Source organism: Bacillus sp. FJAT-49711, assembly GCF_018343715.1.
Lineage (GTDB): Bacteria > Bacillota > Bacilli > Bacillales > Bacillaceae_C > Lederbergia.
The window spans coordinates 238,494-252,803 of sequence record NZ_JAGYPL010000001.1; the positions used below are offsets into that span (position 1 = coordinate 238,494).

Annotated in this window: 11 protein-coding genes; 4 read left to right on the forward strand and 7 right to left on the reverse strand. The window is 34.1% G+C overall.

Annotated features, from left to right (window positions below):
• Positions 1 to 160: 160 nt before the first annotated feature.
• Positions 161 to 1,522 (forward strand): C40 family peptidase, encoded by a 1,362-nt coding sequence (locus tag KHA96_RS01230; protein WP_213127479.1) that lies wholly within the window; start codon positions 161 to 163, stop codon positions 1,520 to 1,522.
• Positions 1,523 to 1,564: 42 nt separating this feature from the next.
• Here KHA96_RS01230 and KHA96_RS01235 read toward each other — a convergent pair whose 3' ends face one another.
• The 4 genes from KHA96_RS01235 to KHA96_RS01250 form a co-directional block, all read right to left on the reverse strand.
• Positions 1,565 to 2,824 carry a Mur ligase family protein gene (locus tag KHA96_RS01235; protein WP_249315201.1) on the reverse strand — a complete coding sequence of 420 codons (1,260 nt, stop codon included), beginning with the start codon at positions 2,822 to 2,824 and terminating at the stop codon, positions 1,565 to 1,567.
• A gap of 210 nt (positions 2,825 to 3,034) precedes the next feature.
• Positions 3,035 to 3,805, reverse strand: a complete 771-nt coding sequence (locus tag KHA96_RS01240) for a YheC/YheD family protein (RefSeq protein ID WP_213127481.1) — start codon at positions 3,803 to 3,805, stop codon at positions 3,035 to 3,037.
• A gap of 12 nt (positions 3,806 to 3,817) precedes the next feature.
• Positions 3,818 to 5,116, reverse strand: a complete 1,299-nt coding sequence (locus KHA96_RS01245) for a YheC/YheD family protein (protein WP_213127482.1) — start codon at positions 5,114 to 5,116, stop codon at positions 3,818 to 3,820.
• Positions 5,117 to 5,259: 143 nt separating this feature from the next.
• Entirely contained in the window at positions 5,260 to 6,684 is a 1,425-nt protein-coding gene (locus KHA96_RS01250; RefSeq protein ID WP_213127483.1) for a Mur ligase family protein, read from the reverse strand.
• Positions 6,685 to 6,903: 219 nt separating this feature from the next.
• On the opposite strand from KHA96_RS01250, the gene KHA96_RS01255 reads away from it, so the two are divergent.
• Positions 6,904 to 8,124, forward strand: coding sequence for an ATP-grasp domain-containing protein (locus KHA96_RS01255; RefSeq protein WP_249315203.1), 1,221 nt, complete (start codon positions 6,904 to 6,906; stop codon positions 8,122 to 8,124).
• Between the two features lie 50 nt (positions 8,125 to 8,174).
• Here the strand turns inward: KHA96_RS01255 and KHA96_RS01260 are convergent, their stop codons facing one another.
• The 3 genes from KHA96_RS01260 to KHA96_RS01270 all read right to left on the reverse strand — a co-directional run bounded on the left by KHA96_RS01260 (position 8,175) and on the right by KHA96_RS01270 (position 12,249).
• Positions 8,175 to 10,343 (reverse strand): YheC/YheD family protein, encoded by a 2,169-nt coding sequence (locus KHA96_RS01260; RefSeq protein WP_213127485.1) that lies wholly within the window; start codon positions 10,341 to 10,343, stop codon positions 8,175 to 8,177.
• Between the two features lie 145 nt (positions 10,344 to 10,488).
• Complete coding sequence (locus tag KHA96_RS01265; RefSeq protein ID WP_213127486.1) at positions 10,489 to 10,932, reverse strand: CotY/CotZ family spore coat protein; 444 nt, start codon at positions 10,930 to 10,932, stop codon at positions 10,489 to 10,491.
• A gap of 117 nt (positions 10,933 to 11,049) precedes the next feature.
• Positions 11,050 to 12,249 (reverse strand): ATP-grasp domain-containing protein, encoded by a 1,200-nt coding sequence (locus KHA96_RS01270; RefSeq protein ID WP_213127487.1) that lies wholly within the window; start codon positions 12,247 to 12,249, stop codon positions 11,050 to 11,052.
• 165 nt (positions 12,250 to 12,414) lie between these two features.
• On the opposite strand from KHA96_RS01270, the gene KHA96_RS01275 reads away from it, so the two are divergent.
• A complete protein-coding gene (locus tag KHA96_RS01275) occupies positions 12,415 to 13,380 on the forward strand; it encodes an ROK family protein (RefSeq protein ID WP_213127488.1) in 966 nt (321 codons plus the stop codon).
• A 108-nt stretch (positions 13,381 to 13,488) separates the two neighbouring features.
• Positions 13,489 to 14,268, forward strand: a complete 780-nt coding sequence (locus tag KHA96_RS01280; RefSeq protein ID WP_213127489.1) for a phytanoyl-CoA dioxygenase family protein — start codon at positions 13,489 to 13,491, stop codon at positions 14,266 to 14,268.
• The last annotated feature ends 42 nt before the right edge of the window (positions 14,269 to 14,310 follow it).

The following is a 14,310-nucleotide window of genomic DNA, read 5'->3' on the forward strand; positions in this document are numbered from 1 at the left end:
CAGCCGTTACTAAACTGTAAAGATATCTTTGAAAGTCAATAGTCACTAGGGCTGAGGGACTATTATACAAGCTGTTGTAAGGTTTTTCCACTATTTACAATCGCTTGATATGATAGAATTCATTTTGCAAGGGAAATTAAAGAACAGCAGGAGGCTACTTATGAAAAAAGCATTGATTTCGACTACTTTAACGCTCACACTAGGATTCAGCACATTGGCATTACCAACAATACAACCAGATACTGTGTCAGCTGCAACTGTAAACACTTTTAATAACCAATCAGCAGTAGAAGCAAAGGCAAATCAATTGATCAAAACAGCCAAAAGTTTAATAGGTAAAGCCACTTATAGTACAAAAGAATATAAATCTACTTATCCATATAAATTCTCATGTGCGACGTTCTTAGATTATGTATTTAAACAAAATGGTGTAGACCTTGCTACATACAATGAGGATTATATGCTGCAGCAGGGATACTACGTACCAAGAAGTCAATTAGAAAAAGGCGATCTTGTTTTCTTCAAAAGTAAAAAGACGGGTACGGACCCAGATCACGTAGGGATGTATATTGGTGACAATAAAATTATTCATATGGCAGATCCTACTCAAAACATAGTTATTTCAGATTTAAATAGCAAACCGTATTATACTGAAAATTATGTATCCGCAAGAAGAGTACTGCCAAGTTTATTATCTGCAAATCCAGCAACAAAAGGGGATAATATCGTTTCACAATCATTTAATTTAATAAACAAGGTAACAATGGGCAGCACAAATAATGAACAGACAAAGAGATTTACTGGCCCAGGGTTTGTAAATTATGTTTATAAAAATAATGGCGTAAATCTTGGAACAACAGACATTAAGCAACTAATGAATAAAGGAACTACAGTATCAAAAGCAAATTTAAAGAAAGGTGATTTAGTTTTCTTTAATAGTGTACCTGGTTCGAAAAATCCAAGTATGATCGCAATTTACGCAGGCGACCATCGCATCATTATACCGAGTTCTTCTGGAATTCAGACTAGAGTTCTTTTCGTAGATTATTACAAGACTCATTATATTACAGCAAAACGTGTTTTCACTGAAAAAGTGGTGTCTCCTTCACAAACAGTAACTCCTTCGCAAACCGTTAATACTGCTCAAGCTGATAAGATTGTAAATTTCGCTTCGAGTCTTATAGGAAAAGCTAAATTCGGTTATAGTTACAACGAAAATACATTAACATTTACCGGTGCAGGGTTTACGTACTATGTATTTAAACAATTTGGGATAGATCTAAAAAGTAAATTAGCTAGTCAACAAGCCCAGGTTGGAAAAGCAGTTCAAAAAGCAAATCTGCAAAAAGGCGATCTTATTTACTTTTCAACTAATAATAAAAGGACAACTGTTACACAAACTGGTATTTATATTGGCGGCAACCAATACATTGCGTTATCAACGAATGGACAAGTTGTAAAAGATAGTTTGAGCTCTACATGGGCTGTTAAAAATTATGTAACTGCACGCCGTGCACTTTAAAATAAAGAAGCATTTGTTGTTATTCAACAAATGCTTCTTTATTTAATTTCCACGTTTTAAACTATTTGCAAAATCAATCATTGATCTGCTTGACATCGGACCTTTAATTAGAAGAATAGCATCACTATTAAGTATCGGGGTTACCACTTCTTTTACTCCTCGAATGTCTTTAAACATATAGACATTCGCATTTGGCTTTTCACGAATAACTTGTCTTGCAATTTCTTCTGCTTTTCTTCCAATTGTAATTAAAGTGTGAACCTTTCTATTTGCAATGCTACTGCCAATCTCCCGATGATACTTTTTTTCATAAGTTCCTAATCTATTAATATCACCTAGTAGTAGAATAACATTTTTCCCTTTACCAATTTCGTCAAGAACTTTTAAAGCTGCTTCCACGGATGTGGGATTATTCGTCCAAGTATCATCGATAATGGTACTTCCACCATAACCTTTTGAGAACTCCAAGTGCCTAGTCATATTCTTAAATGTAGCTAAACGCTCGATAGCTTCTTCAAGATTCATCCCCACTTCACTTATGGCAGCGAGTGCGGCAAGCGCATTGAATACTTGATGTTCTCCAAATCCAGGGACAAATGCTTTATATGATTTTTTTTCATGATGAAGAACAAAATTCATCCCATTATGTCCATAATTTATCTGGGAGGCACGGAAATCCGATTTTATACTACGGCCGAAATAAAGAATCTTTCCTTTGAAGGATTGTAATGATATTTTTTTTATATTTTCATCATCTGCATTTAAAATCAATGTACCACCTTTTCTGATCCCATCTACGATCTCTGCTTTTGCTCTAATATATCCTTCTGGACTTTTCGTACCGTCCAAATGATGGACTCCAATTGTTGTAATGATTCCAATGGTTGGCTGGTAAATCATACACTGATGTTTAATATTCCCCGAATTTCCTAACCCGTGTTCAAAAACAGCTGCTTCAGTTGTATTGTCTATCCCTGTTAAATAAGGGAGGGAGCGGCGTGGTTCATTTTTGCTACTTTCAGAAGCTTGAACATTAAGTTTCTTACTTAACATATGTCTAATCATATCTTTAGTCGTCGTTTTTCCACACGTGCCTGTTATTGTAATGACTGGAATATTAAATAGGTTACGATAATAATCAAGGAATTTCCAATACGACTGGACAAGGCTTCTGACTTGAATGACAGTTGTTCCTGGGAGTGCTTTTTTTAATTCCGAAGCAGTTTTGTCGGAAATCACTAAGGAAGGTGATTTTTTATTTATTTCATTCCAGTTTACACTGTCATTCCTATTCAGAAACATCAAAGTGTGTCTCCTAGTAAGGTCATGTCGGTTATAATAAATTGCGTTGCTCACCTTCCAATTTTCTGAGCCACAAATTAATTCCCCTTGGAGTAACTTGCGTATATTTTTTACTAACAGAGGTTGCAAAAATACTCCTCCTTTCTACAAAATATACTATGAAAACTTCTTTAATGCGGTATAGGTATTATGAAAAATTGAGCGCTATTCTCATTTGGCACGTTTACGATTCTCCACGATTTGTTTCCAAATGCTATTATCGGCAATACCAGCAAAAGTGTCGATTCCAGGAGTCGTGTTTACTTCAAAAATCATCGGTTTTCCATTTTTGGTTAAACCAAAATCGATTCCATATTCCCTTCTTGGGTAAATGGATGCAAATAGGTTAGCAACTGAAAGGGCATCTTGCTGCAAACGGTCGATGGTTTGGTTTTTTCCATCCTCATCCATATTCCAATAATCGATTAACAATTCATCAACTGTCATTACTTGGGCATCACGATATGAGTTGACAATTCCGTTTCTTGCTGCAATGTTTTTCCCTATTTTTCCGAACATGCCGCCGACAATCCATTGACCTTTAATATTTTGAACATGGACTCTTATACAAAATGGTTCATTATTGAGTGTGGTACTTTGAATCTCTTCTTGAATGATATATCTACCACTCTCTCTCTTGAATTTCGCAAATGGGTGCAATACTGAGTGAAGTTCATTTAAATTTGCAATACATCTTTTTAATGACTTCCCTTGAATTGTATAACCATTAATGCAATAGTCACCATTCTTATTTTTATAAATCTTAAATATGGCTCTTCCTTGACCGCTAGTATCATGTTTTACAAAAACATTACCGTATTTCTTAATGAAATTAATAAGATTTTGTTTACTGTATAATACTGTTTTCGGAACTTTGTCGGCAGTAAGTGGATTTTGAGTTAGCAATACATGTTGATCCCATTTGCTCATTGCAAATCTCATACAATCGCCTCTTTATTTCTGTTTATTTTTATATATATTTCTATACATGGTTTTGTCTTCAAGTCTATAAAACATTGATAAATCTGGAACAAAGTTTCCTTCAATAATCAATATCTTTCCTTGATCTGTTATAGCGATATCAAATCCTATAATTGAAATTTCTTTGTTGTTTATTTCCAGACGTTTTGAAGCGCTGATACAGATTTCGTCTATTTTTTTTTCAATTTCGTAAGAAGGTATATGCGGAATACTAGATTCGTCGATTGCTTCATTTAATGGCAACAGCATACTCGCTGCATTAGTAATAAAATAATCTATTGCTGCAACTTTTACGATTTTCCCTGTGATTTTCCATTCTGAATCAACCTTTTGAGCTATTACTCTGACATCAAAAGGACATTCATTAATCGTTGCTAGTGATAATTTTTCTTGAATTAAATAGTATTTGTATTGAAAAAAATGATGCTGTAAATATTCATATGTTTCTTCAATGGAATCCTTCATTAATTTATTCCGTCCGCTGTGGATTTCAAATAATATATGATTGGTGGAGGTAACTTTAACAATTCCTTTTCCTTCTTGACCATTACACGGTTTTAAGATTACTTGCTTGAATTCTTTTAAATAATCGTAAAATGTAGCTCGAGTTAATACATCAGTTGCTGGGATGAGAGGATGAGGGGTTTGAATCATAGAAAGTACATTATGCTGGTTCCATTTGCTTATTGAATAATGGAATATTACATCGCGAATCCATACTTTCCCTTTTAAATCGTATAAAATTTCAACAACGAAAGTATGGCAGTCCGGGAAATACTTCCCTAGCTTTTTAGCAGTAAGTAAGGAAAGATGTTCAATTTTTCGGAGAAAATATAAATTGAAAAAGCTTCCAAATAGAGATCTGTACTTTTCTGTTTTTGAAATATATCGCCAATCTGAATCTGCGGACTCACGATGGATTGTTACATAATATTGAAAAGGACTTCGGAAGAAATATGCTGATAGTTTTTTAGGCTGGATAATATAATATTTTTGGTCCATCGTATTTGATTTTAAGTATTCATACATCTCTTCTTTCGACAAATCTTTATTAATATATGACAGGGAATGTATTGAAAATGTATTTTTTTCTCTTTGTATCGTTATTGTTCCAGGGCCAAAGGATGGTCTAATTTCAACGGATGTATATTTTTTCAAATACGTGAATAATGAATTTTGCGAGAGGAGATCTGTTTCAAATAGATGATCTCTTAAAGCTTTTTCAGAATGCAATATATTATATACACCTAACCTTCCTCTACTGGCATTCAACGTTTTCAGCTCCTTACACTTTCATATAATAAGCTATTCGGCTGCACGATTAATTTCTTGGATATTTTGGCAAATAGAACGAGACGATAATTTAAGAAACTCTCAGCATAAGCACTGAGAGTCTAATTATATAAGGGGTATAGTTATTCATCCTTGTGTTTGTCCATAGTGGAAGCTCCATGTTTGGCAGTTTGCTTAACCCTTATTTTACCCGCAAGTTCTATAATTGTTTGACTATACATATCGCCTTTAATGAGTATGATTGTATTTTTATCTACAATTTTTCTTAATAGATTTAATACTAAGATACTATTATTAAATGAAAAAACCTTTGACTTAAAACCACATTTTATAGCATGGTCTCCTATAATTTTTGCATGCATTCCTATTGTAATCAGTACATCGATGTTATGATTTGTTACTATTTCACCAGCTTGCTCATGAATAACAAACCCCCAAGATCCTACATCGGTAATTGTTCCAATTATAGCTATCTTTTTTTTCCCTTTTCCAATTTTATCTAATACTTTTAAGGCAGCTTCCAATGAAGTGGTAGTAATGCTCCAAGTATCATCTATTATGGTAGAACCGTTTAATCCATCCAATATTTGAAGCTGCTTATTAAATTTGCGAAATGATTGAAGATAGTGAGCCGCTTTTGAAGGATCAATCCCAACTTCATTGACTGCAGCTATGGCGAAAAGAGCATTATATACTTGGTGGTCTCCAAATCCAGGGACAAATATTGGATATTCATGTTGTTTATATACCAACGTAAATTCCATTCCATCTGTACTATATTTAATATTATCAGCTTTATAATGACTTGGATCTCCTTTTCCAACTTTGATTATTCGACCTTGGAAATTTTTCAAATCTATTTTTTTGCTATTTTCATCTTCTTCATTAAGTATTAACACACCATTTTGATCAAGTGCAGCAGCCATTTCACCTTTTGCCTTTATATATCCTTCCGGAGATTTGCATTTATCTAAATGATGTGCGCCAATATTTGTAATGATTCCGATTGAAGGCTTAAAGTAATTGCAAGCATTCAATACATCACCTGGAGAGCCGACAGCTGTTTCAAATACAGCGGCTTCTGTATCATCATCAATACTTAAAAGATATTGTAAATGAGCGGTACGGGAATTACTTGTCATACCCGTTCCTGTGATTTTTTTATCAAAGGATAGTATATGTTTAATCATTTCTTTCGTGGTTGTTTTTCCTGAAGTTCCAGTAATTGCGATAACAGGCAATTTAAAGAGATTGCGATAGAAATGAACAAATTTCCAATATGCCTTATCTACGTCATCTACTTCAATTACTGTAATGCCTTCTAACTGTATTTTTTTCCCTAGCTTCGAATTTGTTACAACTATTAAAGGAAAAAAATCTTTCAGACGATTGAAATCGACAATCCGTTTATTAGAAAAATAAATGGTATGTTTCTTATTAATTTGTTTAAGCCGATAGGCACCATGAAGAACGATTACTTCGTCTGACCCGTGAAGCAATTTCCCAGAAAGGATAGTTCTAATTTGACCGACCGCAAGGGGTTTCATTTTGGTATTTACACTCCTTTCATGTTAACTATAATATGATTCATTCCTGTACTTGCTTGTATGAATATCCTTCGTAATTTTTTCTCTTAATAAATGCTTAAAATGACTAATTTGCATATTAATTATCCTCTTATGATAGGTAACCATACATAAAATGGTTGGATTCATAAATATATATCGAGTTCATTATTATTGAAGCATACTTAGGGAGTGGGCAGTTTGAGAACAATCATCTTTATTGGTACAAATAAATCTGGTTCAAGTAGGGAAGCTATTAAGGCTGCAGAAAGATTAGGATACTTTACCGTACTTTTTACGAAAAATGAGAAGCAAATTCAGCAAAGGAAAGAATATACTGATGTTCATGAAATGGTTTTTGTTGATACAGGCAGTTATTTTCAAATGAAAAATGAAATAAATAAATTGAAGCATAAAGGATATGAAATTCATACAATTGCAAGTTTTTTAGATTCTACTGTTCATATCGCTTCCCTTCTTTGCGACGAATTTTGTAAAAATTATTCATCATCAAGGGCTATAAAGATAATGGAAAACAAGGAAGAAACGAGATCTTTTTTAGAAAATTACTCTTATACACCGAAGTTTTTTATCATTAAGCCTGGCGAATCTATTGATGCAGTAAGTAAGAAAGTGGCTTTTCCTGTAATTATTAAGTTTCCTAAATCTACGGGTTCAAAAGATGTAATCTACGCAGCAAATAAGGAGGATTTGAAAAGAGAGACAATAAACTTGCAAGTGAAAAATCCTGGGGAAGTGATGATTGTTGAAGAATATATTGAAGGAAAACAGTACTTAGTTGAAGTAATAGTTCATAATAACAACGTCATGATTGCAGGAATTATCGAACAGGATATTATTAGGGGGCGAAGATTTATCATAATGGGATATGGAGTACTAGTCGATGTTCCCATTTATTTAAAAGCAGGGATAGAAAGAGTGCTAAATTCAATTATTTCGAAGTTTAACATTAAAAATGGAGTCCTTCATCTTGAACTACGAAGTACGGGAAATGGATTGAAGTTGATTGAAATCAATCCGAGAATATCAGGTGGCGCAATGAACAATATGATCATGGCTGCATACGGGTTTAGTCTAGTAGAAGAGACACTCAAATTATTTTTGGGAGAAACTCCTTCGGTGGAGCCAAGGGAAAAAAAACATGTATATACACAATATGTGATCGTAACGAAAAAAGGTATTTTAGAAAAAGTAACAGGGCGGGGAAGAGCACAGAAATCGACCGGAGTTGTGGAAGTATATATCAAGCCGAAAAAAGGTACTAAACTAACGCCTCCATTGTCTTTAGGACATCGGTATGCATATGTGATCGCTACAGGAAGTAATAAGGAAGAGGCAAAAAGAAATGCAAAAAAGGCAGCAGGTGAAATTACATTTCATTTAAAAGAGGAAAGAGAGTAATCTAAAGGACACCATTTCATTATGGTGTCCTCATTTATGCTTTTCTCCAATCACCCATATGTTTGATCTAAAAACTTAACCGTTTCAAACATGTTTGTTTTGCTAGCTCCTTTTACTAAAATTGTATCGTCTTGCCTAACGATTTTTAACAGTAGGTCGTGTAATTTGTCTTTATCCGTAAAATGATACACATTTTGAGGAGGAAACCCTTTTGCTTTCGCCTGGTTGCCTATTTCCTCAGTTCTAAAGCCATATGTGATTAAATAGTCTATCTTCTTGCTCGTTACATAATCTCCTACTTTGCGATACTCTGCTTCCCTTAAATCACCTAACTCCCTCATTTGTCCGATAATAGCAATGTTTCTTCGCTTTCCAATATTAGAAAGAACATCAATTGCAGCCCGGACACCTTGTGGATGAGAATGGACAGTATCATCAATTACGGTAATATTGTTTTTACAATTATAAATTGTCAACCTTCTTGGTGGCTTTTTAAAGAGCAAGCCTGCTTTTATATCCATTGGTGAGAATCCTAGGTGGTCAGCAACGGCAATTGCATTAAGAGCGTTATAGACATGGTGTTCTCCTAAAATAGGAATAAAGAGCTGCAATACTTGCCCTTTTAGTTTTATCTTAAATCGCATGCCTTCTTTTGCATAGTTTACATCATATGCTCTATAGTTAGCTGCCGATTTAATCCCGACAGTAAGGATTTTCCCTTTGAATCTTTGAGTCTCTAAATATCTGGAATTTGCGTCATCTTTATTCACTACTAATATCCCATGCTGATCCATACCGTGGATTAATTCTGATTTAGCGTGTGCGACTCCTCTTATATCACTATTAAAGTTTCCTACATGTGCCAAGCCGATATTTGTTACGATACTAATATTTGGCTTAATGATTCTACAATGCTCAGTAATAACTCCTGGGTAAGCCATACCATACTCTAAAACTACTGCTTCATACGAGGAGGATTTTATTTCATCTGCATGCTTTTTCGTATGCTCTGTTGTATTCCAATAATCCTTCGATTCAAATACATTCCATTTTTTTGATAATATTGATGCTAGGAAAGCTTTTGATGTCGTTTTTCCAGCGCTGCCAGTAATGGCGATTATAGGAATTTTCATTTTTTCTTCATCCTTTTTCCTTTTTAATTGCCTTATTTGTGCTTTAATTGCATTTTGATTTTTTGCTAGGTACATTGCATATCGAATTGTGTTCATCACTACGTCTAGCTCTAAGTAAAAAGCTGGTGGACAGCCAGGGCGCCAATTCACTTCGTAAATCCATATTTTTTGATTTTTATCTAAACCAACATCAATTCCAATTTCATCAATAACTTCATCATATAGTGCCATTTGAAGTTCATCTAAATGCTGGGCGAGAGATAGGGAGAAATGTTCAAGAGTTCGCCTTATATTGTAAGCCTCTTCATTAAATTCTTGTTCCAAAAATGGGTCTAAGTAATTCGTGTATCCTCCATTATTGATATTTGCGATAATGGATCCCATCGGAGCTATTCGTGGATAAATGGTTGTGATTACCCATTTCCCCTCTCCATTCTTTTGAACGTGTAGCCTAAAATCAAATACTTGCCCAGACTTAGTGACTGATGATATATATGGTTGCAAAATATAAGTGTTAGTTTTAACTTTTTCTTTTATGAGATTATTTAATTGTTGAGTTGTATAAAATTTACTATTTGAATCTGTCTGCACATGGAAACCATTCGTTTTTTTCGTAATGAATAGAATTCCTTTTCCTTTTCTTCCATCAATAGGCTTAAATACTACTTTTTCAAACGCTGCGGTAAATTTGAAAAAGCTTTCAGCTGATTTTATGATTTCGGATGGAATGAGATAATTAGCAAATGCTTTTGCTTCTTTTAATCTTTCTTGTACATTCCACTTGTTCCCAATCGATTGAGTTGTAAAAGGTATGTTTTCCTTTAACTTTTGGATAATTTGTTTTGATTTTGCTAGTTTTTCTGGACTTCCCGCATTGTATATAACATCTGGGAAAGGCATAATCCGTTCAATCCACTTCCCATCTTCGTACACTTGTCCTTTAATCGTTCTATTAGTAAAGTTAACTTTCCCTGGTGAAAAATAGTAAAACTTTGCTCCTTCTGCTTTTGCCACTGCAGCGTAGGCATATGACTTGATAACCGTTTTGGGGTCTCCCCGATGATGTAACATTCCTATCACTGTCATTTAATAATCTCCTTTTTCAATTCTAAATTCCTTGTATATTAGATTCATTTACATTTTCATTTGAAACTGACAGACGTTTAGTTTTGCTGTTATTAATGCCAGAATTAAAAAAATCACCCTAACAAGTTAAGGTGAAATGGGTTTTCTACCATTTAGGTTCAATGATAATTTTTCTTTTTAAATAATCTATATCTAATGGTTGAATACCATTTATTTGCGATAAATCAATGTCGGTAGATGCAGCTGTTTTTTTTAACATGATAAGGTCACTCATTAATTGCGTATCCTCGCCATGAATATTTAATGGACGCAGTAAGGAAACGTGGGTTCGGCTGTTTTCTTGATCGATTGACTCGATACGAAAATAACTTGTTATAAATGTTTCATCATTATTTGTTTTATCCCTTCCCATTCGTTTAAACAAATCACCATTTGTATACATTATGAAAGGGATGGTATCTACACCTACTAAATCTGAAAGTGTTTTGCTTAAGAATTTAGATGAGGATTCTGTTAATAAGTCCTGCATATTTTTTAAATCCAAAAGTACATTACAAATACTATGCTTCACATTATTTTTACTAGGCAAATTAGATTCATCTCCTTACAAATAGTCCTTTGTATTATAATATTGAAGGAGAATGGGATGGTGTGAAAGAAATCGGAATATAGACTTGGCTTATGTACCCATTTTCATAAGAAGAAATTATAGTGGCTCCAAATAAAATTTAATTTCTTTTGCAGCATTCAAAGCGTTTTTTTTGGCATCCTTATTTGAACTCCCGACTGCAATCACGCAGGCATACCGACTTCCCATTGAATTTGGTGTTGTTAAGATTTCTCCTTCATTAGCCTTTATTTGGATATGCTTTACTCCAATATATTGGAGGGCTTTATCCGTACCAATTACCTTTAGAAGAGTCCCATTTGCTTGTACAGTTAAATATTTTGCATATACATATTCTTTTTTTGAATGTACAAGAGAAGGAGGATTATCCATATTCAATTTAATAATTTCTTTTATTAAATTTATTCCTGTTCCTTCTTCAATGACTCGATTCATAAATCCTCCAGACATTCTTGGATTAATCTCTATAAGTTTCCACTCGCTATGTGTATATTTCATTTCTATGTGGCAAGAGCCATTTGTCAAACCAATTTGCTTAATAATGCTTTCTGTGGACTCAAGTAATGTTTTATTTTCCTCTTTTGTTAATTCTGCAGGATAATGGTATCCAACAATGATAAATTTATCGTTGGTAGCTAATTCTTGCTCAATGACGGCTACTATAGATAAATCATTGTTATAAACCATGATTTCAATTAAAAACTGTCGTCCATATAAGTATTCTTCTACTAAAATAGGAATGGGGCCATATTTTTTTTGTAGAATATGAATTCTTTCTTTTAATTTATTCATACTATTAATAAGGAAGACATCTTTGGATCCGTTAGAGTATGGGTTTTTTAAGATGATGGGAAAGGGGATCTTGCTGATTATTTCTTGTGGATCATATTCGTTTATTAAAGTATAGGCAGGAGATGATGGAAGACTTTTAAGTTTTTCTCGAAACGAAATTTTATTTTCCATTATAGCAAGAGAATCTACAGATAGTTGAGATAAACCTAGTTTCCTAGACAGATTTGCGGCATATGAGACATATGGGTCAATAAAGCTTAAGCATGCGTGTAAACTTTTACCTAGTTTTTCTAATCTTCCAATTTCACATAAAACCATCTCTTCATTAAATAAATCCTTCATAAAGATCATGTGATCAACATCTTGGAAATCAATACTTTTTCTGTTTGTAAGTAATACAATAAAAAAGCCCATTTCTTTTGCGATTGTTAAAGCTTCTTTACTTGTCCCAGTTTGGTTGCAACCAATAAAAATAATTGTTTTCAATTTTTCAATCAGTCCTTTTTTTGTAGTCTTTTTTGTATCTTATGGTAAAGTTTTTCGTTCATACCTATTTAAATATCAAGAGAAGTAAAATTGCCCATAAGTACAGTGGCATGATAAAATTCTTTTTAATAAGAAGGATTAAACTTTATGAAAAGGGGCGAGGGTATGGAAAAAGGAATCATAGGAGTAGATATAGGTGGGACGAATACAGTAATAGGAATATTTAATCAAGATTTGAAATTACTTGAAAAAGTGAGCATTCCAACATTAAAGCCCGACTTTCCAGCAAAAACGAGTAATCCGAAAGAATTTTTTGATTTAATAACAAGTGAGATTGGTAAACTTATTGAAAAAACTGGATACGAAAATAATATTCAATGTGTGGGCATGGGAGTTCCGGGTAAAGTGAATCCAAATACAGGAACCGTCATTAGGGCCGTCAATTTAGGATATGAAAATGTTCCTTTTGCGTCTGAAATGGAAACGAGATTAGGAGTCCCAGTTTTTATTGACAATGATGTTCGTGTTTATACGAGAGGAGAAGCATTAGCTGGGAGCGGTAAGGGATCACAAAATTTAATTTGTTTAACTTTGGGGACGGGAATGGCTGCAGGAGTGATGATAAACGGCCAAATGGTAACGGGATCGGACTTTTATGCTGGAGAACTAGGACATGACCCAGTCCCAGAAGCAACATATCTATGTAATTGTGGAAAAATAGGCTGTCTCGAAACCATTGCATCTGCAAGTGGGATTAGCAGATTAGCGAATGAGGCAATTGAATCTGGAGAACAAACCGTTTTAACATTGACCAACGGCACAATCAGTTCGAAGGATGTATATTTAGCTTGTTTACAAAATGATGAAGCAGCACTTAGGATATTTGATTATGTAGGTAAGACGCTAGCATATAAACTTTTGACAGCTACATTTTTATTAAATCCAGAAGTTATTATCATTGGAGGCGGGGCTGCAGCAGCTGGCAAGTTTATTTTAGAACCGATACGAGAAGTCTTCCATAAACACTATTCTAATAATGAGCTTCCCAACGTGACAATTGGTAGTCTTGGAGATTCCGCAGGACTTATCGGATCAGGACATCTGGCGGTAGACAAAAACAAAAATAACTAAAAATAAGAAAGTTCTGTTTTCACTTTTTTGAATTGGATGAATTTTTATTGCGGTAGTTTATGGCTTATACTATAATGAAAGCGCAAACAACAAAGTGGGGTGAGGGAAATGAAGTTATCCTATAATCAAAGGAAAGAGTTATTTGATAATGGTTTTGTCGTAATTCCAGGTGTGATTCCGCAAGTTATGTTGGATGAAGTAAAAAAAGCGATTAACCACTCGCTTGGTGAAGAAGGTATGAATAAGGAGAAGCTGGCAATTTTACGTTCTCAATCATATTGTCCTGAGATTCAATATACTTCTGTCATCTCTGACCTTTTCAATAAGACTCCGGTATATGATCTTGTAAATTCAGTTATTGACTTGGAATATACCTATCCGATCAACGGTGCACAGATTGCTTTGCGCTTTCCAAGAATGGAGGATCCGATTCCTCCAGCAAGCCCACATATCGATGGAATGTATTCACCAAATAATGGTGTACCTGAAGGGACAATCCAAAATTTCACTGCATTAGTTGGAATATTGTTAAGTGATTTACCGGAAGAAGATTCAGGTAATTTTACGGTATGGCCAGGTACCCACCGTCAATATGAACAATATTTTATGGAACATGGTCCTGAAGCATTATTGGAAGGTATGCCTCCTATACATATGCCAGAACCTATCCAGATAAAAGGAAAAGCAGGTGACATCATTTTATGCCATTACCAACTAGCACATGGCATCGGGCCTAATATTTCACCAAATATCCGCTACGCTACATTTTTCAGAATTAATCATGTAGATGTAAAGAATGATTGGAAAGCACCAATGAGAAATATTTGGATGCATTATAGGGAAAATATGCAGGAATTTGCAAAGAAAGAAAAAGTTACAGTTGAGTAAGATTTTATTAAGTTAAATACTTATACTGGTTTTCTTAATTTA

What these genes read in the sequence shown, in the direction of transcription:
- KHA96_RS01250 (WP_213127483.1), bottom strand. Translation starts at nt 6,684, where the DNA reads ATGAAACCCCTTGCGGTCGGTCAAATTAGAACTATCCTTTCTGGGAAA.
- KHA96_RS01275 (WP_213127488.1), top strand. Translation starts at nt 12,415, where the DNA reads ATGGAAAAAGGAATCATAGGAGTAGATATAGGTGGGACGAATACAGTA.
- KHA96_RS01260 (WP_213127485.1), bottom strand. Translation starts at nt 10,343, where the DNA reads ATGACAGTGATAGGAATGTTACATCATCGGGGAGACCCCAAAACGGTT.
- KHA96_RS01235 (WP_249315201.1), bottom strand. Translation starts at nt 2,824, where the DNA reads ATGTTTCTGAATAGGAATGACAGTGTAAACTGGAATGAAATAAATAAA.
- KHA96_RS01230 (WP_213127479.1), top strand. Translation starts at nt 161, where the DNA reads ATGAAAAAAGCATTGATTTCGACTACTTTAACGCTCACACTAGGATTC.
- KHA96_RS01280 (WP_213127489.1), top strand. Translation starts at nt 13,489, where the DNA reads ATGAAGTTATCCTATAATCAAAGGAAAGAGTTATTTGATAATGGTTTT.
- KHA96_RS01240 (WP_213127481.1), bottom strand. Translation starts at nt 3,805, where the DNA reads ATGAGATTTGCAATGAGCAAATGGGATCAACATGTATTGCTAACTCAA.